Origin of the sequence: Tsukamurella pulmonis (assembly GCF_900103175.1) — a bacterium.
Taxonomy (GTDB): Bacteria; Actinomycetota; Actinomycetes; order Mycobacteriales; family Mycobacteriaceae; genus Tsukamurella; species Tsukamurella pulmonis.
This window is the reverse complement of sequence record NZ_FNLF01000002.1, coordinates 4,489,423-4,512,470: the sequence shown is the minus strand read 5'-3', so window position 1 is coordinate 4,512,470 and position 23,048 is coordinate 4,489,423. Positions and strand designations below refer to the sequence as shown.

The 23,048-nt window shown below is 70.6% G+C and carries 14 protein-coding genes; 6 read left to right on the top strand and 8 right to left on the bottom strand.

The window, feature by feature from the left end; all coding sequences use genetic code 11:
* Positions 1-9: 9 nt before the first annotated feature.
* The 7 genes from BLQ62_RS22140 to BLQ62_RS22110 all read right to left on the bottom strand — a co-directional run bounded on the left by BLQ62_RS22140 (position 10) and on the right by BLQ62_RS22110 (position 7,769).
* Positions 10-363 (bottom strand): hypothetical protein, encoded by a 354-nt coding sequence (locus BLQ62_RS22140; protein ID WP_068563943.1) that lies wholly within the window; start codon positions 361-363, stop codon positions 10-12.
* Complete coding sequence (gene nhaA, locus BLQ62_RS22135) at positions 360-1,730, bottom strand: Na+/H+ antiporter NhaA (RefSeq protein WP_082756180.1); 1,371 nt, start codon at positions 1,728-1,730, stop codon at positions 360-362. Before nhaA ends, BLQ62_RS22140 begins: the two co-directional genes overlap by 4 nt.
* Before the next feature lie 168 nt (positions 1,731-1,898).
* Positions 1,899-3,554: an ABC transporter permease gene (locus tag BLQ62_RS22130; protein WP_068563945.1), complete on the bottom strand. Its 1,656-nt coding sequence runs from the start codon at positions 3,552-3,554 to the stop codon at positions 1,899-1,901.
* A complete protein-coding gene (locus BLQ62_RS22125; RefSeq protein WP_068530758.1) occupies positions 3,551-4,465 on the bottom strand; it encodes an ABC transporter ATP-binding protein in 915 nt (304 codons plus the stop codon). The genes BLQ62_RS22130 and BLQ62_RS22125 overlap by 4 nt, the downstream gene beginning before the upstream one ends.
* A 78-nt stretch (positions 4,466-4,543) precedes the next feature.
* On the bottom strand, positions 4,544-5,188 hold the full coding sequence (locus tag BLQ62_RS22120) for a TetR/AcrR family transcriptional regulator (protein ID WP_068530761.1): 645 nt from the start codon (positions 5,186-5,188) through the stop codon (positions 4,544-4,546).
* Positions 5,189-5,287: 99 nt separating this feature from the next.
* Positions 5,288-6,127, bottom strand: a complete 840-nt coding sequence (locus tag BLQ62_RS22115) for a Fic family protein (RefSeq protein ID WP_068563949.1) — start codon at positions 6,125-6,127, stop codon at positions 5,288-5,290.
* A 106-nt stretch (positions 6,128-6,233) separates the two neighbouring features.
* Positions 6,234-7,769: an ABC-F family ATP-binding cassette domain-containing protein gene (locus BLQ62_RS22110; RefSeq protein WP_068563951.1), complete on the bottom strand. Its 1,536-nt coding sequence runs from the start codon at positions 7,767-7,769 to the stop codon at positions 6,234-6,236.
* Between the two features lie 546 nt (positions 7,770-8,315).
* On the opposite strand from BLQ62_RS22110, the gene BLQ62_RS22105 reads away from it, so the two are divergent.
* Positions 8,316-9,614: an ROK family transcriptional regulator gene (locus tag BLQ62_RS22105; RefSeq protein ID WP_068530773.1), complete on the top strand. Its 1,299-nt coding sequence runs from the start codon at positions 8,316-8,318 to the stop codon at positions 9,612-9,614.
* Between the two features lie 9 nt (positions 9,615-9,623).
* On the opposite strand, the gene BLQ62_RS22100 is transcribed toward BLQ62_RS22105, so the two are convergent.
* Positions 9,624-10,820: a DUF7373 family lipoprotein gene (locus tag BLQ62_RS22100; RefSeq protein WP_068530775.1), complete on the bottom strand. Its 1,197-nt coding sequence runs from the start codon at positions 10,818-10,820 to the stop codon at positions 9,624-9,626.
* A gap of 488 nt (positions 10,821-11,308) precedes the next feature.
* Between BLQ62_RS22100 and BLQ62_RS22095 the strand changes: the two genes are divergently transcribed.
* Genes BLQ62_RS22095 through eccCa form a run of 5 tightly spaced genes read left to right on the top strand, consistent with a single transcriptional unit; the run spans position 11,309 to position 22,988 of the window.
* Positions 11,309-11,623: a hypothetical protein gene (locus BLQ62_RS22095; RefSeq protein WP_068530778.1), complete on the top strand. Its 315-nt coding sequence runs from the start codon at positions 11,309-11,311 to the stop codon at positions 11,621-11,623.
* Between the two features lie 55 nt (positions 11,624-11,678).
* Positions 11,679-15,230, top strand: coding sequence for a midas domain-containing protein (locus tag BLQ62_RS22090; protein WP_068563953.1), 3,552 nt, complete (start codon positions 11,679-11,681; stop codon positions 15,228-15,230).
* Positions 15,231-15,242: 12 nt separating this feature from the next.
* The gene (locus BLQ62_RS22085) at positions 15,243-17,177 is read left to right on the top strand and encodes an AAA family ATPase (RefSeq protein ID WP_068530788.1); all 1,935 of its coding nucleotides are present in this window, start codon (positions 15,243-15,245) and stop codon (positions 17,175-17,177) included.
* Complete coding sequence (gene eccB, locus BLQ62_RS22080; RefSeq protein WP_068563955.1) at positions 17,170-18,768, top strand: type VII secretion protein EccB; 1,599 nt, start codon at positions 17,170-17,172, stop codon at positions 18,766-18,768. Before BLQ62_RS22085 ends, eccB begins: the two co-directional genes overlap by 8 nt.
* Positions 18,768-22,988 (top strand): type VII secretion protein EccCa, encoded by a 4,221-nt coding sequence (eccCa, locus tag BLQ62_RS22075; RefSeq protein ID WP_068563957.1) that lies wholly within the window; start codon positions 18,768-18,770, stop codon positions 22,986-22,988. The genes eccB and eccCa overlap by 1 nt, the downstream gene beginning before the upstream one ends.
* Positions 22,989-23,048: the final 60 nt, after the last annotated feature.

Here is a 23,048-nt window from a genome sequence, read left to right as displayed (position 1 = left end):
ACTCCGCGGTCACGGCCGGCGGCAGCGGACGAGCGAGCCGATCTTCAGCCCGAGGTGGGTCGAGATCACCACGACGACGGCGGTCTGCCCCGCACCGAGGTGCGTCTCCAGGCTCTCCGACGAACGTGCCCATTGGCGGGGCGTGGGGGTCTCGGTGACGCCGGACGACGGTGCCGCCGTCAGCGTGTGCGTGCCCGCCGGGAGTTCGATGCGGAGGTCGACGTCGCGGTCGAGGCGGATCGGACGATCGTCGATCCGCAGCCAGATCGGGCGCCGCGCGGTGCCGATCAGCCACCGCGCGGTCGTCGGGACGAAGGTCTTGACGATCAGCACCGCGGGCGCGTCGCCGTCGGTGTCGGTCATCGGTCGGCCGACGTCGACGGGGCCGGGTCCCCGGCCGCACCGGGTGTTGCCGCCGTCGCGCCCTCGCCGGTCTGCGCGACGTCGGGCTCGGTGGCGGCCTCCTCGATGCGGCGGTAGTGCCGGCTTCGGAACGCGAGAACGGTGCCCGCGGCGATCGCGGCCGCCGTGGAGGCGACGAGGATGGCCAGCTTGGCGTTGGTCAGCGCCGCGGCGGAATCGGTGAAGGTGAGCTCGGCGATGAGCAGCGAGACGGTGAAACCGATTCCGGCGAGCAGGGACACGGCGGTGAGGTCGATCCAGCGGATCGCGGGATCCAGCGTGCTGCGGGTGAGCTTCGTGACGGCCCACGTGCAGCTGAGGATGCCGAGCGGCTTGCCCAGGAGGAGGCCCGCCGCGATGCCGAGGACGATCGGATCGGTCAGCGTCTCGGACAGCGAGACGCCGCTGCTGCCGAGGACGGGGACGCCCGCCGCCATGAAGGCGAAGACGGGGACCGCGATGCCCGCGGACAACGGGCGGAACCGGTGCTCGAACTCCTCGGCGAGGCCCGCGCCCGAATCGGGTCCGCCGCGTAGGACCGGCACGACGAAGCCGAGGAGGACGCCCGCGATCGTGGCGTGGATGCCCGAGGCGTGGACCAGCGCCCAGAACGTGAATCCGATGGGCAGCAGCACGATCCAGGCGGCGACGTGGTGCCGGGAGAAGAACGCGGCGTAGCGGTGGGTGAGGAAGGCGAACACGCCGAGCGGAATCACCGACCAGAACAGCGGCGTCCACAGCACCTGCTCCGTGTAGGCGATGGCGATGATGCTGATCGCCAGCAGGTCGTCGACGACGGCCAGGGTCAGGAGGAACAGGCGCAGCGCCGATGGCAGGTGGGAGCCGACGACGGCGAGAACGGCGACGGCGAAGGCGATGTCGGTCGCCGTCGGGATGGCCCAGCCGTCGGATCCGTTCGTGCCCGCAGTGAAGGCGAGGTAGATCAGCGCGGGGGCGATCACGCCGCCGAGGGCGGCTACGACGGGCACCGCAGCCGTACGGGGAGAACGCAGTTCCCCGAGCACGAACTCGCGCTTGAGCTCCAGGCCGACGAGGAAGAAGAAGATGGCGAGCAGGCCGTCGGAGGCCCACTGCCCCAGCGTGAGTTCGAGATGCCAAGGGGCGTAACCGATGGTGACGCTGCGGAGGCGTTCGTAGTCATCCGCGAAGGCGCTGTTCGCGGCGATCAGCGCGGCGATCGCCGCGAGGACCAGAAGAAATCCTCCGACGGTCTCCTTGCGGAGCAGCTCGGTGATGCGTCGGGTCTCATCGGGCGAACCGCGTCGGAACAACACGGGGCCAAGGTTTTTGGGAGCGATCGCGGGCATGGTCGGGGTACCTCATCGGGTCGGCGACAACGAATTTGCCGACCAGACTTCCCGGCGCACCGGACTTCAGTTTACAGCATCCCTCCCCAGGGGGAGAGTCGGCGACGGCGGATCGACGCCGGGCGGCCCCGCAGGAGGACGGCCCGGCGTCGATCGACGGAGCTGCGATCAGGTCGTCAGAGCGAGGTCCCTGCGCCCGAACGCGCGCAGGCCGAGGGCCGCGATCACCGCCGCGACCGCGACCAGGATCGCCACCGCGGCCCCGTTGATCGGATCCGCGGGGTGGTTCCCGATGTGAGCGAACGGCGAGAGCCACTCCATCGCATCGGGCAGGTTGAGGAGTGCGCCGAACATCCCGGCGAAGTAGCCGTAGACGACGATGACCCACACCAGTGCCGTGAGCCGTGGCGTGATGCCGTACAGCAGGGCGGCGACGGCCAGCACGGTCCACACCGCGGGCGTGTGCGCCACGTGTCCGAGCACGGTGCTGCCGATCAGGGAGGCGTCGCCGGTGCCGATGCCCGCGCCGAGGCCGGTGCCGAGTCCCATCGCCAGGAGCAGGACCGGGACGGCGGCCACAGTGACGGCCAACCACCCGGTCATCCACTGCGTTCGGCTGATCGCACACGCCAGCGCAGGCTCGGCGCGGCCCTCCGTCTCCTCGGACTTGAGCGCCTGCACGGCGAGGACGGCGAAGACGGCGACGAGGAATCCCGCGGTCGAGCCCATCACGCCCAGGTAGCCGCGCAGTAGATCGCCGCTTCCGCCGAGCACCTTGGTCAGTTCCTCTGGGGCGTCGGCGAATCCGTCCGCGATGGGCTTGGTGAAGGCTCCGAAGGCGGCGCCGGCGACGGCCACCGACACCGTCCAGCCGATCAGTCCCGGCCGTTGCAGGCGCAGGGCCAGGCCCGCCGGCGCGGTGACCCATGCCGCCAGGGTGGGTGACCCCGGGCTCGGCGGAATCAGGGCCGCGCCCACGTCCCGGCGGGTGGACAGGTAGTAGCCGACGGCGGCGCAGACGCAGGCCGCTGCCACCGAGATTCCGAGCGGCCACCAGCGGTCGTAGGTGTACGGACCGGTCTGCTGCGACCAGCCGATCGGTGACAGCCAGCTCAGCCACGCCGGGCCGGCTCCCTGTGAGGACGCCATGTCGCCGAATCCGCGCAGCACGAACGCGATCCCGAGAACGCCGCCGGCCATCCCGGCCGCCGCGCGCGGGTACTCCGAGAGCTGCGCCGTGACTGCCGCGACCGCACCGAAGACGATTCCCGCCGCACCGATCGAGGCGCCGAAGAGTACGGCTCCACCGGAACCGTAACCGCCGCCGATCATCACGAGTGCGACGAGGACAGTCACCGTGAACGACATCAGCAGGGTCATCACGAGGGCGGCGGTGAGTTGCGCGTGGCGGCCGACCACGTTCGCGCGGACCAGCTCCGCGCGCCCGGTCTGCTCCTCGGCGCGGGTGTGCCGGACGACGGTGAGCAGTCCCATGAGGGAGGCGCCGAGAATGATGTACAGCCCGTACTGGCCCACCAGGAACCGCTCAATGGTGAGCTGGTCGAATCCGATGACGCCGCCGAACAGTGCGCCCACACCGCTGGAGGTGAATCCGGTCAGGCCCTGGAGGTCCTCCTCGCTCTGCACCAGTTGGCCGATCGCGGCCGTGAAGTACTGCATGAGCACGGCCAGCCCGAGTGTCCACGCGGGGAACCGGATCCGGTCTCGGCGGAGCATCGAGCGCACCAGGACGCCGGTGCCGGCGAGGCCGTCCGCGCCGGCGCGGGACCGTACGACGGGGCGGGCGTCGAGTGCGGTGCTCATCGTGCCGCCTCCTCCCGCGGCTCCGTCGCCGCATCGCCGTAGTGCCGCAACAGGATCTGCTCGAGCGTCGGCGGGTGCGCGGTCAAGCTCTGCAGCCCGGCGCGGGAGAGCTCCGCGGTGACGGCCGACAATTCGGCGTTGTCCACGTCGCACCGGATCACCCCGTGCTCCGTCGTCAGACCGTGCACGCCGCGCAGGTCCGCGAGACCCGTGGGAGCGTGCGCGGTGACGGCCTCGACCGTCGTGCGCGTCAGGTGACGCAGCTCGCGCAACGAGCCGGACTCGACGACCGCGCCCTGCCGGATGATCGAGATCCGGTCCGCCAGCGCCTCGACCTGGGACAGAAGGTGGCTGGAGAGCAGGACGGTCCGGCCCGCGGACTTGGCCTCGCGGATGCACTCCTGGAAGACCGCTTCCATGAGTGGGTCCAGACCTGCGGTGGGCTCGTCGAGCAGCAACAGATCCACGTCCGATGCCAGCGCGGAAACGAGCGCGACCTTCTGCCGATTGCCCTTCGAGTACGTCCGGCCCTTCTTGGTCGGATCCAGGTCGAAGCGCTCGCACAGCTCCGCCTTGCGGTGCGGATCCACGCCGCCGCGGAACCGTGCGAACAGGTCGATGGCCTCTCCGCCGGTGAGCGACGGCCAGAGCTCGACGTCGCCGGGGACGTACGCGAGCGAGCGATGCAGTTCGACGGCGTCCGACCAGGGGTCGCGACCGAACACCGACACGCTGCCGGAGTCCTTCCGCAGTAGTCCGAGAAGCACCCGGATCGTCGTGGACTTGCCGGCTCCGTTGGGGCCGAGGAAGCCGTGGACGTGCCCGGTCTCGACCTGCAGGTCGAGGTGATCGAGAGCGGTCACGCTGCCGAAACTTTTCGAGAGTCCAGCGGCGTCGATGATGTGAGACATGATGGGGAATCCCTTCCGGGAGAGGTGAATGCGGCGGCGGACTGCACCGCGCGGAGGAACTGGAGGGGCGCGCCCGCGTCACGCGGGCACGTCGTCCTCGGGCGGATCGGGGACGTACAGGAGGTACTCGTCGAGCATGGTCCGGTCGACCATGAGCCCATTGGCGAACAGCTCGAGCGCGCCCGGGGTGAGCGCCTCCATGTAGGCCGATAGCTCGGCCGCGAAATCGGGCCGTGCGGGATCCGTGTGCAGCAGGTGCCACACCAGCATGCCGCCCACCGCCTGGTACGTGAGGAAACGTGCCCGGCTCGCGGGAGTCCTGCTGGGCTTGAACATTCCGCTCGCGACGCCCTGATCGATGTAGCCCTCGGTGTCCTCGACGAGCCGGTCCATCATCGAGCGGGCGAAGTCGCCGCCGGCCTGGAAGCTGCGCATCATGTAGCGCAGGGCGGGCGTGAGCTCAGCGATCTCCTCGGCTCCGAACCCGGTGAACGCCGACGCGTCCGCCTGGGCCCGCTTGTGGGACCAGAGCTGGTTCCGGATGTACTCGTCGCAGGCACGGCGCAGACCGTCCTTGCTGCCGAAATGGTGGATGATCAGGCCCGCGGTGACGCCCGCGTCGGCTGCGATCGCGCGGAGTCCGACGCCGAAGCCGTCGGTCCCGAACCGGGACACCGCAGCGTCTCGGATTCGTTGCGCAGTCGCGCTGGGCTCCTCACTCACTCCTCCATTGAACACTCGTTCAATGGAGGAGTGCAAGAGGGTCGGGAGAGAATTCGTGACCCCGGTCCCGCAGCAGCGATGACGCTGTGCAACTCGGGGTTACCGCGCGCCGTCCACCGCGGGTGTGCGGATCGTGAGGTGCTCGAAGACCCGGAACAGCGCATGGGCGTCGGGCCGGTAGTGGCCCAGGTCGGGTGCCGATTGGCGGGAGGCGCCGTCCCACTGCTTCTTGGTGACCGCGGCGTAGTCGAACCGGTACCCGGCTCGCGCTGCCATCAGCTGCAGGAGTGTCTTCGCCGCGCGCCCGTTGCCGTCCCGGAACGGGTGCGCGCAATTGAGATAGGCGTAGGCGGTGGCGGCCCGGTGCGCGTAGGCGCGCCGGTCGCGCTCACGCGGGGCGGCGACGGAGGCGAACGCCTCGTGGGGGAGCTGGAGGATCACGGTCGCATCCGCGAGGTAGCGCTCGATGAGCGCCGCGCCGAAGGTCTGATCCCGCAGCCCCATGTCGTACCCCCGGTGCACGCCGGCCCACGGATACAGCGCGCCGAACAGGGCGCGGTGGATCGCGACCAGGTGCGCACCGTCGAAGGTGGCGGGCACCGCGACCAACCCGGTCTCGATGCCGAACTGCCGCGCGGTCCCCACCTCGAACTCCAGCTGCCGCAGGACCTGCCTATCCCGGATCCCGAGGAGGTTCCGCAGGACGCGGGTGCCCGGGTAAACGGTGTCGGTGAACTCGGCGGGTACTTCCACGCAATCCGGTGCGCCGATCGACACGGCTGCGTTCCGTGCCCGCTCGATCGCCGCGTCCACGTAGTCGTCCAGCCCGACGTCGCCGTCCGCCACCGCGGTGAGTCGCGCGACGTCGAGCGGGGTGGGCGTCCACCCCTCGAGCACGCTGTTCGCGATGGCTCCGCGCAACACCTCCGCTCGATCCATCCCCGCAGCTTATCGAGCGGCGCGATGAACAGGAGATTCCGCGCTCACACCGGGTCCGAAGCCGAATTCGGCTTCGGATGCCAAGAGAACGCGGAATCCCCGGGGACTACCGCGTGATCTCGACCTCGCGGGTCAGCTCGAGCAGGTCGAGGAAGGCGCGGTCGTGCGAGACCACGACCAGCGCGCCCTCCCACGATTTCAACGCCTCCACCAGCAGCTCCACCGACGGGACGTCGAGGTTGTTGGTCGGCTCGTCAAGTGCCAGCAGCGACGGCGCCGGGTCCCCGAGCAGGGCGATCGCCAGCGCGAGCCGCAGTCGCTCGCCGCCGCTCAGGGTGCTGACGATCCGCTCCGACTGCCGCCCGCGGAACAGCATCCGCGCGAGGGCGGCGTGTGCGTGCTGGGCGTCGAGATCGGGGTGCGCGTCGCGCACGGCGTCGAGCAGCGAGCCGTTCTCGGCGGGGCCGAAGCGCACGTCCTGCGGGACGTACCCGATCACCGTCGGTGGCTCCGCGGCCCGGGCGGCGGCGATGGCGCGGCGCAGCACCGTCGTCTTGCCCGCGCCGTTGGGGCCGACCAGCGCGATCCGCTCCGGGCCCACGACCTGCAGCGGACCGTCGTCGAGCTGCAGGCGGTGCAGCCCCGGGCCCGGTTCGGGCATGGTGATGCGGACGGAGCGGTCGTCGCGGACGCCCTCCTTGGCGGCGTCGAGGGCGTCGCGCGCGGAGTCGACGCGGTCCTCGTGCAGACCGCGGTGCTTGCCGGCCGAGACCTCCGCGGCGTTCTTCCGCAGGCCCGCGATGATCTTCGGGACCCGCTTCTCCGCCTCGGCCTTCGCGGCGAACCGCGCGCGCCGGTCGAGCTTGACCTGCGCCTCGACGAGGTCGCGCCGCTGCGCCTTGAGATCGACCTTCGCCGTGGTCACGGCCTGTTCCGCGGCGGCCTGCTCGGCATCGAGCACCTCGCGGTAGTGCGAGTAGGGCCCGCCGAAGACGCGCACGGAACCGCGGTAGAGCTCGACGGTGGAGTCCATCCGCTCGAGCAGTGTGAGGTCGTGACTGACCACGACGGCCGTACCGCCGAACCGCTCCAGCGCGTCGGTGAGCAGGCCGCGGGCGCGCTCATCGAGGTTGTTGGTCGGCTCGTCGAGCAGCAGGGTGTCCGGCCGGCGCAGCAGCTGTCCGGCGATCGCCAGCAGCGTCGCCTCGCCGCCGGACAGTGTCCCGACGGTGCGGTCCAGCGCCCCGAGGCGCAGGCCGAGGCCGTCGAGGACGGCGGTCGCGCGTTCCTCGACGTCCCAGTCGTCGCCGACGGCCTCGAAATCCTCGGGGGCGGTCGAGCCGCCCTCGATGCGGCGCAGGGCGGCGACGGTGCCGCCGATACCGAGCGCGTCCGCGAGTGTGTCCTCGGGGCGGGCCTGCGGATGTTGCGGGACGTAGCCGACGAGCCCGGTCCCGCTCACGGAGCCCGCGGTCGGGGTGATCTGACCTGCGAGGATGCGCAGCATGGTGCTCTTGCCGGCGCCGTTGGCGCCGACCAGAGCGGCCCGTCCGGCGGGGATGGTGAAGCTGAGGTCGTCGAAGACTTCGGTGCCATCGGGCCAGCGCAGCGAGAGTGCTGAGACAGCGAGAGAGGTAGCCATGAATGCTCCTTGAGGTCGTCAGGGGCCGCGGCACCGTGTGACACCGGGTGCGAGGGCGGCGGGGGCCGAGGACGTCTCAGGACAGCATGGCGACGAGTATAAGAGCCGGTGCGCGCGGCGCGCCACCGCTTTTCTCGATGCCCGTTTCTCCCGGCGCGCCTCCGAAACCGGCCCTCTGCGCGGTCTCGACGCGAATACATCGCCGTGACCCGGCGAAACGGCGGTTTCGGACGCCGACACCCGATCGGAGTGTGACCTGCGTCGCAGTTCCGTCTCGTGCGCTTGCGCGCTCGACGGTTCGGGGTGCTACTTTCATGACATGTCCGGGAGTCTTGAGGCACATCTGCGCGTCGGTTATGAGACCGTCGCGCTGGGTTGCCGTCTCCCCATGGTTCGCGTGCACTGTCGAATGTGTTGCTGCTGAGCGTTCCGCTCGCACCTCCCGCCGGCCCTTCTGATCGGGCCGCACCTTCGACAACTCCATCTTCACGCCGGCGCCCGGGAGAGTTCCCGCAGGTCGCGGCGTACGCACACCTACGAGGAATCATGACCGTCGTTGATCTTCCTGCCACTTCCGCCACGACCCGCGCGCCGCAGGCCCGCACGGCCCGGCCGCGCAATCCGCTCGTCCGTCCGGCCGCCCCCGAGCGCCAGGTCCGCACCGCTTCGCCCGCACGGGTTTTCGCCCCGCAGCTGCGGGTCTCGGAGAAGCCCGCCGCCGCCGTCCTGCGGGTGATCCGCCGCGGCGGCCTCGTGTTGCGCGACGAGATCGTCCGCGAGACCCAGCTCTCCGCCGCCACGGTGAACCGCCAGGTCACCGCTCTGATCGAGGCCGGCCTGGTCCGGGAGCGCGCCGATCGCGCGGCGAGCGGCGTCGTCGGCCGCCCCCGCCTGCCGCTCGAGGTGGATCCGAACGGTCCGCTCGCGCTCGGCATCCACATCGGCTTCCGGGTGAGCACCGTGACGATGCACGACGTCGCCGGCAAGATCGTCGGCGCCATCCAGATCCCGACGCCCGAGAGCGGCGAGCCCGGTGAGGTGCTGTCGGTGATCGCCACCAGCGCACGACGTTTCCTCGCCCGCTGGGACGGACGTACCGTTCTCGGTGCGGGCATCGCGATCGGCGGCCGGGTCGACGATCGCGGCGTCGTCGCCGATCACCCGCGCCTCGGCTGGAAGGACGTCGCTCTGGGCGAACGCCTTTCGGGCGCCATCGGCCTTCCCGTGACCGTCGCCCCGCACGTCGAGGCGATGGCCGCAGCCGAGCTGCACCTGTCCGAGGAGTACGAGTCCCAGGGCTCGACGCTGTACTTCTACGGTCGCGAGACCGTGGGCGTCGCCCTCGCGCTGCACGGCGCCGTGCACTCGCCGAAGTCGGGCCCGCACACCATCGGCCACCTGCCGACGCGGGGTGTCGAGCTGCTGGACCCGCAGCGCACCGGCCGTCTCGAGGACGCGGTCACCGACACCGCCGTCGTGGATGCCGCACGCGCGCAGAAGCTTCCGGTGCGCAACATCGCCGATCTGCACAAGCTCGCCGACGGCGGCAACGAGACCGCGCGCGCCATCGTCGCCGAGCGCGGCCGGGTGCTGGGTGAGGCGGCGGCCCTCGTCGCCGACATCTTCAACCCGGACCGGCTGATCCTCGGCGGCCAGGCGTTCACCGACCACACGGCGATCCTGCCGCACGTCTCCACCGCGCTGAAGGCCACGTCGGCCGAGCCCGGCCGGGCCGTGCGTGTGAGCGGCGCGGGTGGGCGCGTGCAGCAGCAGGCCGCCGGTGCCGCTGCGCTCGACGGTGTCTACACCGACCCGCTGGGTGCGGTCGCGCGCGTCACCGCCTGACGGGCTCGTCTACTTCGCGTCCTTGACCATGAGGTAGCTCGCCGTCGCTTGCTGGTGTGCCTGCACCAGCGTGCTGACCGCATCGGTGGAGACGTAGTAGCGACCGGCGACGAAGGCGCAGGAGTAGGCCTTGCGGGGGTCGCCGTTGGCCCTCGTGAGGTAGGACTCGCACACGACTCCGGGTACTCCGCGAGCGGCCGGCTCACGCGTTGTGGCCGCACCCGAAGCCCCCGCATCCCTGCTGTAGTCGTCGAAGAGGTTTCGGGCGGCGGCGCCGCTGCGCGTGCGTTGCACAACGGATCCCGCTGCCCCGATCAGGTCGACCCCTGCCTGCTCCAGACGCACTTTCGTCTCGAGCCAGTCGTCCGCGGCGGCGTGGAGCCATGCCCGCGGGGTGAGGTATCCCAGGGAGGGTTGCGTCCCGTCGCTCGTCCGGACGACGTTCGGCAGTGTGAGCGACATGATCCCGTCGCGGTCGGGAGGCGGCCGCAGCATCTGCTCCGCCGTCGTGGTCAGGGTTCGGAGAGCGGCGATCTGGCGGTCGAACCACGTCGCGGCGAGGACGTCCGCTGAGGACTCGCCGACGTTGCCGAAGCCGACCATGAGCAGCTGATCACCGACGGGCATCCACCACACCCGGGTCAGGCCGCGCGGTGTGATCGCGGCCCCGGGGAAGGCGTCGGGATGCGCGGGGATTCTCGACGGCTGATCGGCACCGAATCCGGTGCGGACCGCGCGGGCGGCCGCACCGGCGTTCTCGGCGGTGCGGTACCGGATGAGGGCGGTGAACATCCGGGCGGTGTCGGGGCTCTCGCGTTCGATCTTGGTCGTCTGCCGCGCCGAGACCGCCCCACCGACGAAGCTCTCGTTCTGCGAAAGCGGGGCGGCGAAGGGGATTCCGAAGAACGTCCCGATCCCGGCCAGTGACGGGAGGACCGGCGTCGACGCGGGCGCGACCCACGTGAAGTTCTTGTCGATCTCGGCCGGGGCCACGAGGTACGCGGACAGGTCGTAACTGGACTGCACGCGGCTGTCGTTGATGTTCGTGCGCTCGGGGACGGCGCGGGGTGCCGTCGGGTAGCCGCCGGTATCGAGCCGGATCGCGCTCGGATCGGCCTCGGCGCTGCCGTCGACGGTGGCGGAGCAGCCGACGAGGATCAGCAGTGCTGCCAGTACCCAGCACCGACCGGCGGGGGATCGATTCATTGCGATAGCTTCGCACGGTCAGCCTCCCGGCCGAGCGTTCGCGCTCGGATCACCAGGGTGCACCTCCACCGGATTACGACATCGAATCCTCGTGTCTGATGTGCATCCTCACGAAAGAACTGCGCGTGTGGCGCCCCGTCGGGTGGAATCCGGCAGGGGGTTCCGCGCGGAACCGCTCCACCACCTGCGGTGATGATGTCTCGACGAGACGATTGGGGCCGGCTGTGTGCGCCGGTCGCCGACCGGCGATCGGGGGCGGAGCGCCCCGGGCGCCGACCGCGGGGCGGATCGGGCCGCAACCTTGCACAACATGACCGACAACCAAAATTGTCGATAACGATCCTGTGTGTTCTGACCTGGCAGTCTTTCCGCCGGACAAGCGCGCCTACAGAAGAGTGCAGTTGCAATGGGGGTGGTACATTCTTTTGCGACAACGAATCCAGTCGGTACGTGTGTGCCGACTGGCTGGGCAGGACGGGAGGGTGGCATTGAGCTCCGACACGGACAGCAGTGCGAACCTCGGCCAGAGCGCGGGTGCCCGCGCCATCGAGGCGCGCGCGGCCATCGCCACGGCGCAACTGCGATCGACGGTGACGTCGATCAGCTCGTCGATGGGCAGCACCAGCGCACATGGTGAACGGATCGTCGAGGCCATCGACGATCTCGTCGATGACGTCATGCCCGAGCTCGAGGCCGCGGAGGCCCTCGCTCAGCGCAACCGCGCCGAGCGGCCGACGAGCGATCAGTCGGCCCGCGGATCGGTGTGGGTGCACACCCCGTCGACCGTGGGTGCTTCGTCGTGAGCGTTCCGTCCGCCGCGGCAGCATCGCCGCTCTCGGTCTGAAGTGAGGTGTCGAAGTGATCGATCGCCCTGATACCCCCCATGCCGACGTCCTCCTCGAAGGGATCTGGGAGGACGAGGTGACCCCCGACGATCTGGCGTCGCGGGCGTTGTCCGCCGCCCAGGCTTCGTCGTACGCGTTCCGCGTCGCCAGCGAGGGCACCACTGCCACCGCCCAGCTGGGCGAGGTCGATGTCGCCGAGTTCCTCGAGTCCGAGACGGGCAAGTGGGCGCAGAGCTTCATCGGCATCGTCCGCGTCGGCGAGTCGCTCGTGCACGTCTCCGCCGCGCTCGGCGAGCTCGCCCGGAGCCTGCAGCAGGTCAATCTCGAGCAGTCCGAGATCGTCTACCAGGTCGAGGCCGAGATCGAGGCCGCGGAACTCCAGTCGGCGCAGACCGGTGTCGACTCGGCCGAACGGATCGCGGAGTTGATCGCGCATGCGCGCGCCCGCGCCGCCGAGGTCGCCGAGAAGATGGCCACGCCCGAGAGCGTGAGCGCGAAGAAGAAGCCGGCCGCCGGCCTGGTGAGCGGGTTCATGGCGTTCGGCCGCGTGCCCGGGAACAGTGCCGAGGCCACGGAGCGCAACGGTCGCGTGGCGCGGAACGGGCACGCGCGCAGCGGCTACGCGATCCGGAACACGCGCGCCGCGCAGAACGGTCATGACCACGCCGCGGTGAACGGCCACGACGACGCCGCGACCGCGGTGAACGGCCACCACGAGGCCCACGCGGTCCCCGACGACACGGTGAACGGGCACGCGAGCGTCAACGGGCACGAGGCCGCCGGTGCCGAGACGGCCGCCCGTCCCGAGGACGCGGCCGCGGCGGCGGAGGACGCGTTCGCGAACTCCGTCGACGAGGCCCCGATGGACCTCGTGTTCATGGGATTCGGTCGGACGCCGTCAGGCGCGGTCCTGCATGCCGAGAGCGCCGATCCCGACGACGCTCCCGCTTCCGTCCCGGCACCCGAGGCCGACGAGGCGGACGTCGCCGGGATCGACGACGCCGATGCTGCGGAGCCGGCGGCAGGTGCCGCCGAGGCCGAGCCGGTCGAGGCGCGGGAGACGCCCGACGTCGAATCCGGGACGGCGGTGCGGACCGACGCATCGCCGTCGATCGCCGTCGAGTCGCCTGCGCCCGTGCTCTCCGAGGGGTTCCTCGGCCTCGGGCGCGCGCCCTCGCACACCGGTCCGAACGGTGAGACCGGCGTGCCGGCACTGCCGCAGCCGCTGGAGCAAGGGTTCACCTTCGGGCGGGTCCCCGGGGCGGCCGCACGGGCGCCCCACGAGGCGAACAGTGGTCCGTTCCCCGTCGCCGCGGCCACCGGATTCCTGCCGATCGCCGCGGAGAGCACTGCTGCCGGAGCGTCTTTCGGCGAGGAGGCGGGGGAGCCACTTGCTGTGGGTGGCGGTACCGAGCATCCGGAGCCGAGCCGGATCGACGCAGCGGCCGCGCACCGCGATGACACCGCGAACGACGATGTCCTTTCCTTCGGTCGCGTACCGGGTGGTGCCCGGCGGGGCTCGGGTGCCGTTCCGACGGTGCCGGGCGTCGGGGCGGCTGCGGCGGAATCCCTGTCCGACGAGCCGATCGGTACTGCGGCGTCCGTGGGGGACGTCGCCGAGGTGGACGTCTCGGAGGATCTGGGCATCGACGACGTCGCCCTGGACGAGGACGAGCTCGCCTCGCTCGACTTCGCCGACGACGCCTTCGACGCGGACGATGAACCGGACACCGAGATCGACGGGGCCGGGGTCCTGGATGCAGTGGAGGACGACGCCGAGGCGGTCGGGGAACCGATGAACGACGAGATCGCAGTCGAGAGCGACGACGAGCAGGACGTCCTCGACTCGAGCGAGGACGACTCCGCCGTGGCGGGGGCGGAGGGCGAGGACATCGTCGAAGAGGATGTCGATGCGCCCGAGCCTGATTCGGGCGAGATCGTTGAGGTCGAGTCGGAGGAGGCGGGGGCGGACCCGGACGAAGCCGATGAGACCGATCAGCCGGCGAGCGCCGATGGCTCCGACGGTGACGCGGACGAGGCGGCCGCGGTCGAGTCGGACGAGACTGGTGAGCCGGTGCCTGACGGTGACGCGGACGAGGCGACTGCGGTCGAGTCGGACGAGACTGGTGAGCCGGCGCGCGACGACGATGCGGATGAGGCTCCCGCTGCTGAGTCCGAGGCGCCCGACGCGGACGCCGACGAGACGGACGGTGCACAGACCGTCGCGGACGGTGACGCGGATGATGACGCGGTCGAGGGTCCGGTCGAGTCGGTCGAAGAGGCCGACCGCCACGAGGATGCAGCCGACGACGCCGCTCCGGGGGAGGCCGCTGCGGATCCCGTCGACGTGCCCGCGGAGGACGCGGCTCCTGCCCCGGATGCTGCGGCCGCAGGCGTGCCGGCCGCGCCCGCGGCCGGGAAGGTGCCTGCGGCGGCGGTACCCGTGAAGAAGGCGGGGCCGAAGGCGGTCAAGTTCTCCGAGCTGATCAAGGCCACTCGCCCGAGCGCGAGCGGCCCCGCACAGGTATCGGCGGCGACCGCACCGGCCCCGGGCCCGGCCGAATCGACGACCCCGGCTGAGCCGACGGTGCCGGCTGCCGCCGCGGCACCGTCGGAGCCCGAGCCCGCCCCGGAACCGACTGTCGAGGTCCCCGCGCGTCCTGCGCCCGTCCTGGCGACCGGGCCGGTGATCCTCGGGCGCGCTGAGCCCCTGGTGCTTCCGCGCCGGTCCTCGCCGGAGGTGCAGCAGGTGCACGACGCGGTCGCCTCGATCCTCGGCTCGCTGCGCGGCGGACCGCACGGACCGGAGTCCGGCCTGCACTGGGCGGCAGCGCTTCTGGTCAAGGACGCCGAGACGGTCATGGCCGTCACGACGTCGGACGCCGGGTGGCTGCCGCTCGGCGTGGTGATCCCCGCAGGCGTCCGCGTGCTGTGGAACGCTCCCGACGGCTATCGCTGGGCGTCCGTGGACGATCCGGTGCGCCAGCTGGTGGAGTACGCGCGGCGCAACGGCTACACGCTCTCCGCCGTGGCGACGACCCACCCGAGCAGGGCCTACGCCTCCGTCGTGGGGGAGGAGAACCTCGTGGGCGTGCGCCGCGCGGGTGCCGTCCTCCCCGGTGGTCGCAACCGGTTGGAGGCCACGGTCTCCCCGGTGCGCCTGCAGCACATCCGCTCGCTGGACCCGGAACAGGCCCAGCGCCAGATGCGGGCGCTGATCCGCGATCTCGAGACCCAGCCCATCGCGCCGGAGCACGCCATCGGCATCGAGGCGGCGCGGATCGACGCGCGCTGCTTCCTCGACGAGCGTGCGGCGGTGCCGCCGGCCGTCCTGCAGCAGTTGCACAGTGACGAGCAGGCGCTCGGTGACGCGCTGCGGCTCGACCGGACGCCGGCGTCGCCGGCGGATCTCGAGGCGCCCGCCCCGGCGGCCGTCATGCTGCGCGACCGGCTGTTGGAGCGCGCGATCCTCGTCGCCACTCTGGCCTCGGCGTACCGCGACATCGAGTCGGCGGTCTACGCCTGGACCTTCGCACGCTTCCTCTCGAGCCAGGATCAGGACTGACGCACAAGAACGATGACGACCTCGAATCCCACTGCCCAGCGGTACTTCTCGCTCGGGCTGCGATCTCTCGCTGCGCGGACGGACACGCGCGAACCGGCGCAGGCCTTCCGGCTGGCGGTCGAAGCCGATCCCACGATGTGCGATGCGTGGATCGGCCTGATGGCCGTGGACCGCACCCAGCTCGCCGATCCCGCCGCCGCCCGCGGTCTGCTGGCGTCCGCGCGAAACTTCGGCGCGGAACTGCGTCGCAACGGCATGACCGTCGACCCGGCCGAAGGAGCGCTCGGCCTGAAGATCCCCGTGCACATGGGGGTCGTCGAACTCGGGATGCCGGTGACCGACGTGACGTACGCGCGTGCGGGTGCCGCCGTGATCCTGGCGCAGACCGGCCACCTCGCCGAGGCCGCGGAGGAGCTGACCAAGCTGCAGCGCGAGGTCAGTCACGATTCGCCGGCGCAGCGCAACTACCTGCGCTACCTGTGGCTGTGCCTGCTCGGGCTCGCGCACCGCTGGCCCGAGGTCCTCTCGACGGTGGCCGACAGCCGCGAGCCGCTCTGGGTGTCGGCCGAGTCCGACGGAGCGGTCCGCTTCTGGCAGCTCGGCGTCACGGCCCTGACGGCGCGCGCGCTGGTCGGGACCGGCGATGCGCACCAGGCGCTCTCGGCGACGCGGACGGCCCTCGCCTCCGAGGACTACAAGCTGGTGCAGGCCAGCCTCATCGTCACGCAGGCGTACGCCCTCCGCGCGACCGGTGATGCGGACGGCGCGGCCAAACTGTTGCGCGATGCGCGGGCGTGGATCTCCTCGCGGGCCGACCTCGACCACGCGGCGGCGGGCGGCTTCCTCGAGGTGGTCACCGCGCAGTCGATGGGAACCCGCACCGATCCCTGGGATCCGGCTTCGGGCACCACGGCGCAGGAGATCGAGCAGCAGAGCCTGGACCGGCAGCGCGACGTCGTGCTCGCCGATGCGTGGCGCGAGCTGGACGCCCTCGTCGGCAGCCCCGATGTGAAGTCCCAGATCCGCCGCCTCGCCTCGAAGGTCGAGATGGACCGCGAGCGCAAGCAGCTCAGCGAGGAGCTCGGCGAGGAGTACCTCGAGGAGGAGATGCGGCTCTCGGCGATCATCACCGGACCGCCCGGCACCGGTAAGACCACCGGTGTGCGGATCCTCGCGAAGCTGTACTACGGCCTCGGCGTGATCGCGCGCCCCGAGGTGTACGAGCACCAGCCCAGCGACATGATGACCGGCTACGTCGGGCAGGCCGGTATCCGCACCAACAAGCTGGTCGACGAGTCCCGCGGCGGTCTGTTCTTCCTCGACGAGGCGTACGGGCTCGTCGCGGGGGACGGCGAGGATCAGGCCTCCAGGTTCGGTCGCGAGGCGCTCGAGGCCCTGCTGGCCCGGATCGAGAACGAGGGCGACCGTCCGCTGCGGGACAAGGTCGTGGTGGTCCTCGCGGGGTACGACGACGACATGAACCGCCTGCTGCAGGTGAACGCCGGTCTCCCGCTGCGCTTTCCGACGCGGATCTCGTTCAGTTCCTTCACTCCGGGGGAGCTGGTGGAGATCGCCGAGTCCGTGGCGGCGAAGAACCGGGAGCGGCTGGGCGACGGCGTGCGCGAGTATCTCGAGACCCACAACGACCGTCTCGCCGAGGTGAGCGCCCTCGACCTGAAGGGACGGCTGTGCACCGGCATCGACCTGATGTCGAACGCCCGGTTCATGCGCACCGTCATCTCGTCCGCGCGCGGTTTCCGCGACTTCCGGGTCAGCGCGATCGATCGTTCCGGCCTCTCCTCGGAGGAGAAGCGGTCGCTGCTGCGCACGCTCGAGCTCGACGACGTGCGGCTGGCCTACGAGGAGACCCTGCGGGTGTCGCCGAACTTCCCGTGGGCGGAGTGGAATCTGTTGGAGTCGAACTGGCGGGCGAAGACGAATGGCTGAGATCAACTCCGACCCGTCGAACCCGAAGTCGGGCCTGCAGGAACGGGTCCGCGGCTTCCGGCTCACGTCGAAGTACCAGAAGTCGGGCGAGGCGTACCTGCAGCGGCGCAACGAAGAGGCGCTGGTGCGGCGGGACACGCGCTGGATCGACGACGTCAAGAAGTACCAGGGGTCGCCGCTCTACATGGCGCTCGCGGTGGGCCTCGTCGTGGCGCTGGGCTCCGTGATCGGCGCGGTCATCTTCCCCGCGGGCAAGGTGGGCGACGGGGAGATCATCCAGGACGCCCAGACGGGCGGCCTGTACGTTCGGGTGGGTGACACGCTGAACCCGATCCCCAACGTGGTCTCCGGACAGCTCATCGTGGGCTCGCCGGCCAAGCCGGTCCAGGCCAAGTCCGGCGAGATCGAGAAGCTGCCCCGCGGGCCCATGGTCGGCATCCCGTACGCCCCCACGGTCATCCGCAACTCGCAGAGCACACTCTCGCAGTGGGCCGTGTGCGATACGACGGCCACCGGATCGGCCGTACCGCTCGATCCCGGCACCGGCCTGCCCACGACCGCGACCTCCGCGGTCAAGGTCACCGTCATCGGCGGCGGCCTCTCGCCCGCCGCCGGCACCGACGAACTGACGGGCGATCGCGCCCGCGTCGTCGCCTTCGACAACCAGACCTGGCTCGTCTACTCCGACGACGGGGTCGTGGCGCGGGCCCGCCTGGACCTGGGCAACTCCGCGATCCGCGAGGCGCTGGGGATCAGCATCGATCAGCGCGTCGTCCCGATGTCCTCGGGCCTGTTCAACGCGCTCGCCGCGCGCGAGCCGGTCGACGTCCCGCAGATCACGGATCTCGGTAAGCCCGTGCGCTTCCCGAACACGGAGAAGCTGCTCGTCGGCACCACTCTGCGCGTCCCCACGGTCGACGGCGGCTGGACCTACTACGTGGTCGCGGCCGACGGCATCCAGCAGATCACGCAGACGGCGGCGTCGATCCTGCAGACCGTCTCGCCGGTCAAGAGCGGCGTGGTCGAGACCGAGGCGGCGAAGGCGAACCAGTGGCCCAAGGTCGGTGGGCGGATCGCCGTCGACCATTTCCCGGAGGGCAAGGTGCGCATCGAGGATCCGACGAGCGATCCCGTGACCTGCCTGGCCTGGTCGCACGACGGGGACGAGCCCACGGCCGACCAACGCGTGCTCGTGGCCGGCACCCTGCCGCTCACCGCGGAGCAGAACGCCGCCCGGATCTCGCTCATCGGCGCGCCGGACTCGGCCGGCACCATCGCCGACGACGTCTACCTCCCGGCCAACAGCGGCCGGTACGTCTACGCCACCGGCTCGGCGCCGGACTCGCGCGAGCACAGCGGCGAGTTCTGGATCGCCGACACCGGGATCCGGTACGGCATCGACGATCAGGGCTCGACGGAGCAGGGGGCCTCGGCCAAGGCGCTCGGCCTGAGCAACCCGGTGCCCGCGCCGTGGACGATGATCAGCCTGTTCGCGCAGGGGCCCACGTTGTCGCAGGCCGGTGCATCCATCAAGCACGACGGTGGCGCGCAGGACCCCGTCGTCGCGAAGTTCGACCCGAGGGGGAAGTAGTGAGTCGGCAGGTCTTCGAGCCCCCGCTCCACCCGAAGAAGGAGCCCCGGGTCGTCAAGAAGGAGGTGGAGGTCCGCACCCCGGACACCATCGACGAGGTCGACCCTCCGGGCAAGTGGCGCACGGTGATGATGCCCGTGGTCATGGTGGTCGCCGTGCTCGGCATGCTGTTCATGATGATCCGCCTCAACCGCGGCTTCAATCCGGTGATGCTGCTCATGCCGATGATGCTGCTGTTCGGCATGTTCGCCTACATGGGCGGCGGTCCCGGCGGCAGCGGCAACAAGTCGAAGGCGCAGCTGCTGCACGACCGCAAGCAGGCGAGCCGGTCGATCGGCACCTCCCGCGAGAAGGCGCTCGCGCGCGGCCGCAACTACTTCGACGCCCTCGCGCACGCCTACCCGGATCCGGCGGTGATCGCCTCTCTCGTCGGTACGGAACGGATGTGGGAGGTGAACGGCGGCGACGCGGAGCGCAAGAGCAGGTTCACCGCGGCGCGGTACGGCCGCGGCCGCATCGTGCCGAAGGCCAAGCTGCTCACGCCCGAGGCGCCCGACGGGGAGTTCCTCGACCCGGTGCAGTGGACCGAGACCGTGAAGTTCCTGCACACCCACTCGACGATCGCCGACATGCCGCTCGCACTGACGCTGCGCAATCTCCCGGTGCTCGGCGTGGGCGGAGATCCGGAGCGGTCCGCGGGCATGGTGCGCGCGATGCTGAGCCACCTCGCGGTCACGCACGGCCCGGACAGGCTGCGGTTCGCCGTGGTCGCCGACACCCCGGACGGCGGCCGCTGGGAGTACCTGAAGTGGCTTCCGCAGGTGCAGCATCCGACCCTGATCGACGCCCTGGGCTCGCGCCGCATGATCTACGGCAACTGGACCGAGTTCCTCGAGGAACTGGCGGGCAGCGACGAACAGCCGACCGCCGAGGCCGACCGCGTCGTCGACTACTCGCGGCCGTTCACCACCGAGACCGAGGTGACCGGGCGGACCCGGCACACCGTCGTGATCGTGGAATCCGCTGAGCGCGCCCGGATGACGGACCAGGCGATCGCCTCGCTGGCGGACGTCACCTGGATCCTCATGTCGCCGCCCGAGGGCGTCATCGACTCCTTCCCGCACGCCGTGCTCCTGGACGTGGACCGCACGGGCATCGTGACCCGCTGGGACTCGGACCTGCCGCTGGAGCCGCCCAAGGAGATCGCGCGCGCCGACTACCTCGACCTCATCGATGCGCACACCACCGCCCGCAAGCTGGCGCGGTGGGAACTCGAGACGACCGCCTCGCTGCTGTCGAAGGAGCGCCAGGACACCGGGCGGGACTGGGCGAGCCTGGTGCAGGTGGAGGACCCCGGCGCCATCGACGTCCTCGCCTTCTGGCAGCGGATCAAGCGGTTCGACGATCCGCACCGCCTCAACTTCCCGATCGGCTTCGCCCCCGACGGCACGCGCATCTTCCTCAACATGCGTGAGGCCAGCCAGGGCGGTACGGGCCCGCACGGCGAGATGATCGGTACGTCGGGATCAGGTAAGTCCGAGTTCCTGCGCTGCCTGGTGCTCGACGCGTGCCTGTTCCACTCCCCGTCGATGCTCAACCTGTTGTTGGTGGACTTCAAGGGCGGCGCGACCTACCAGGGCATGGAGGACATCCCGCACGTCGCCGCGGTGGTCACCAACCTCGAGAAGTCCGAGAGCATGGTCGACCGGATGATGGAGGTCATCACCGGCGAGCTCAAGCGGCGCCAGCAGCTCTTCGACAGCGCGGCCGCGAAGTACCCGTCGTTCAACATCATCGGCCTCACGGAGTACGAGAAGGCCCGCGAGTCCGGGCACTGCCCGGACCTGGAACCGATGCCGGCGCTGCTCGTCCTGATCGACGAGTACACCGAGCTGCTCGAGGCCAAGCCGGAATTCGTGAACATCTTCAGCCAGATCGGCCGCGTCGGCCGGTCCGTGGGGGTGCACCTGCTGCTCGCCTCGCAGAACGCGGAGATGGCGCGTTCGCGCGGCCTCGAGTCGAACATCCACTACCACATCGCACTTCGCACCGGCACCGCCGGCGACTCCCGCGCGGTGATCGGCGTTCCCGACGCCAAGAACCTGCCCGGCAAGCCGGGCAACGGCCTGATCAAGACGCTCCACGAGGACGATCTGATCCGGTTCTACGCGGGTTTCACCGGCAAGCCCTACTTCGCCCCCGAGGTCGCTCCCGAGCCCGTCAAGCGCGAGGTGGTGCAGCCCACCGCGGACGACCTCTCCTCGCGCGGTTTCAGCGCGCGCCGGGTGGACATCCCGGACCTCGAGGTCGAGATCGTCGAGGACGACGAGGTGGTGCGCACGGAGGAGGAGATCCTCGCCGCGCCCACGGTCTTCACGGTGGTCAAGGAGCTGCTCACCAAGGCGCCGGCGCGGCCGGCCTACAAGCCCTGGTTGCCCGAGCTCACCTCCACCACGCTCGACATCCTGGCACCGTCGCTCAGTGCGGACGAGTGGGTCGCGCCGATGGTGACCGTCCCGGCCACGCTGAAGGCGCCGTTCGGCGTCTTCGACGACCCGGCCAAGCATCAGCAGCCCGTGTGGGAGCTGGACCTGTCGGGCGGCCAGGGCAACGTGCTGATCTACGGCGGCCCGCAGCGGGGCAAGACCACCGCCGCGATGACGCTGGTGACCTCGCTGGCCCTGACCCACTCGCCGGAACAGGTCCAGTTCTTCATCGTCGACTACACCGGCGGCGGCTGGATGCGGCTCGAGGACCTGCCGCACGTCTCCCGGATCGCGACGCGCTCCGAGGAGGACGCGATCAACCGGATCATCTCCCAGATGTCCGACCTGATCGAGCAGCGCGTCAAGCTCTTCCGCAAGTACCGCGTCAACTCGATGGCCGAGTACCGCAGGCTGCGCAGCGATCCCGGCGCCGAGATCAGCGGCGAGGACGCCTTCGGCGACGCCTTCATCGTGATCGACGGCTTCGACGCCGCGGTCACCGAGGGCGGCGTGTTCGAGGACAAGGTGCCGGTGCTGGAGGCGCTCGCCTCGGGCGCCCTGAACTACGGCGTCCACTTCGTGATCACCACGGCGCGCAACACGGTGCTGCGCGGCCTCTCGAGCCATATGCACACGATCGTCGAGGGCAGGATCTCCTCGGCGAGCTACGACATGTCGGTCGTGAACTCGCAGCGCAACAAGGCGGTTCCCGACAAGCCCGGTCACGTCATCTCCACCGATCGCGAGCTCCTCGGCCTCGTCGCGCTGCCGCGCGCCGACGGCGACAGCTCGCCGGAGACGCTCAGCGCGGGCATCGAAGAGGTGGTCGAGCGGATCCGCCGGGCCAACACCTCCGGCGCCGAGGCTCCGAAGCTGCTGGCACTGCCCGAGGTGATCCTGCAGGACGATCTCTTCTCGGTGCTGCCGGCGCAGGCCGGTGCGCGCGAGCGGGTCCGGCTGCCCTTCGGCGTCCGCGAGATCGACGGCGGACCCGCCGTCGCGGACTTCGGCCGAGAGGCCCACATGTACGTGGTGGGCGAGAGCGGTTCGGGGCGTTCGGCCCTGGTGCACACCCTCATCGAGGCGATCAGCCGGCGGTACCCGACGATCGACGACGGCGCCATCGCCCTGCTCGACCCCAAACGCGTGCACCGCGGCGCCTTCGCGCCGAACCCGAAGAACCTCGGGGTGCACGGCTCGGACCTGCACGACTTCCTGCGCCGGTGGCAGGACAAGCTCGTCGAGTGGATGGGCGAGGGGGAGACCGACCCGGCGAAGGTGACGTACCGCCGCGTGCCCGACGGTGCGGACAGCGCCGCGCTCGCCCGCCGCGACTGGTGGACGGGCCCCGAGATCTTCCTCATCATCGATGACTACGACGCCGTCGTGGCGCGCGGTGACCGCACCAACCCGATCACGCAGACCGTGAAACTGATGAGCGACGGCGTCATTCGCGGCTTCCACGTGATCGTGGTGCTCAACGACACCGAGTACCTCTACAAGGCGAGCTCCGACCCGATGATCCAGTTCCTCGACACCAACAGCGCCATGGCGTTGGCGCTGTCGGCGGACAAGTTCAACGTCAACATCGGCGGCGAGCGCGGCCAGCGGTTCGGCATCCCCGGCCGCGGCCGGTTCCATCCGGGCCGCGGCGCCCCGTCGGACGTCGTGCAGGTCGCCTGGAACGGCGTGCGCCGGGACGAGGCCGAGTCGGACGAGGACGTGTGGGGATGAGGGAGACACGGTTTCCGTCCGAGGTGGGCCGTACCCACCGGTAATGTGGGATCATTAATT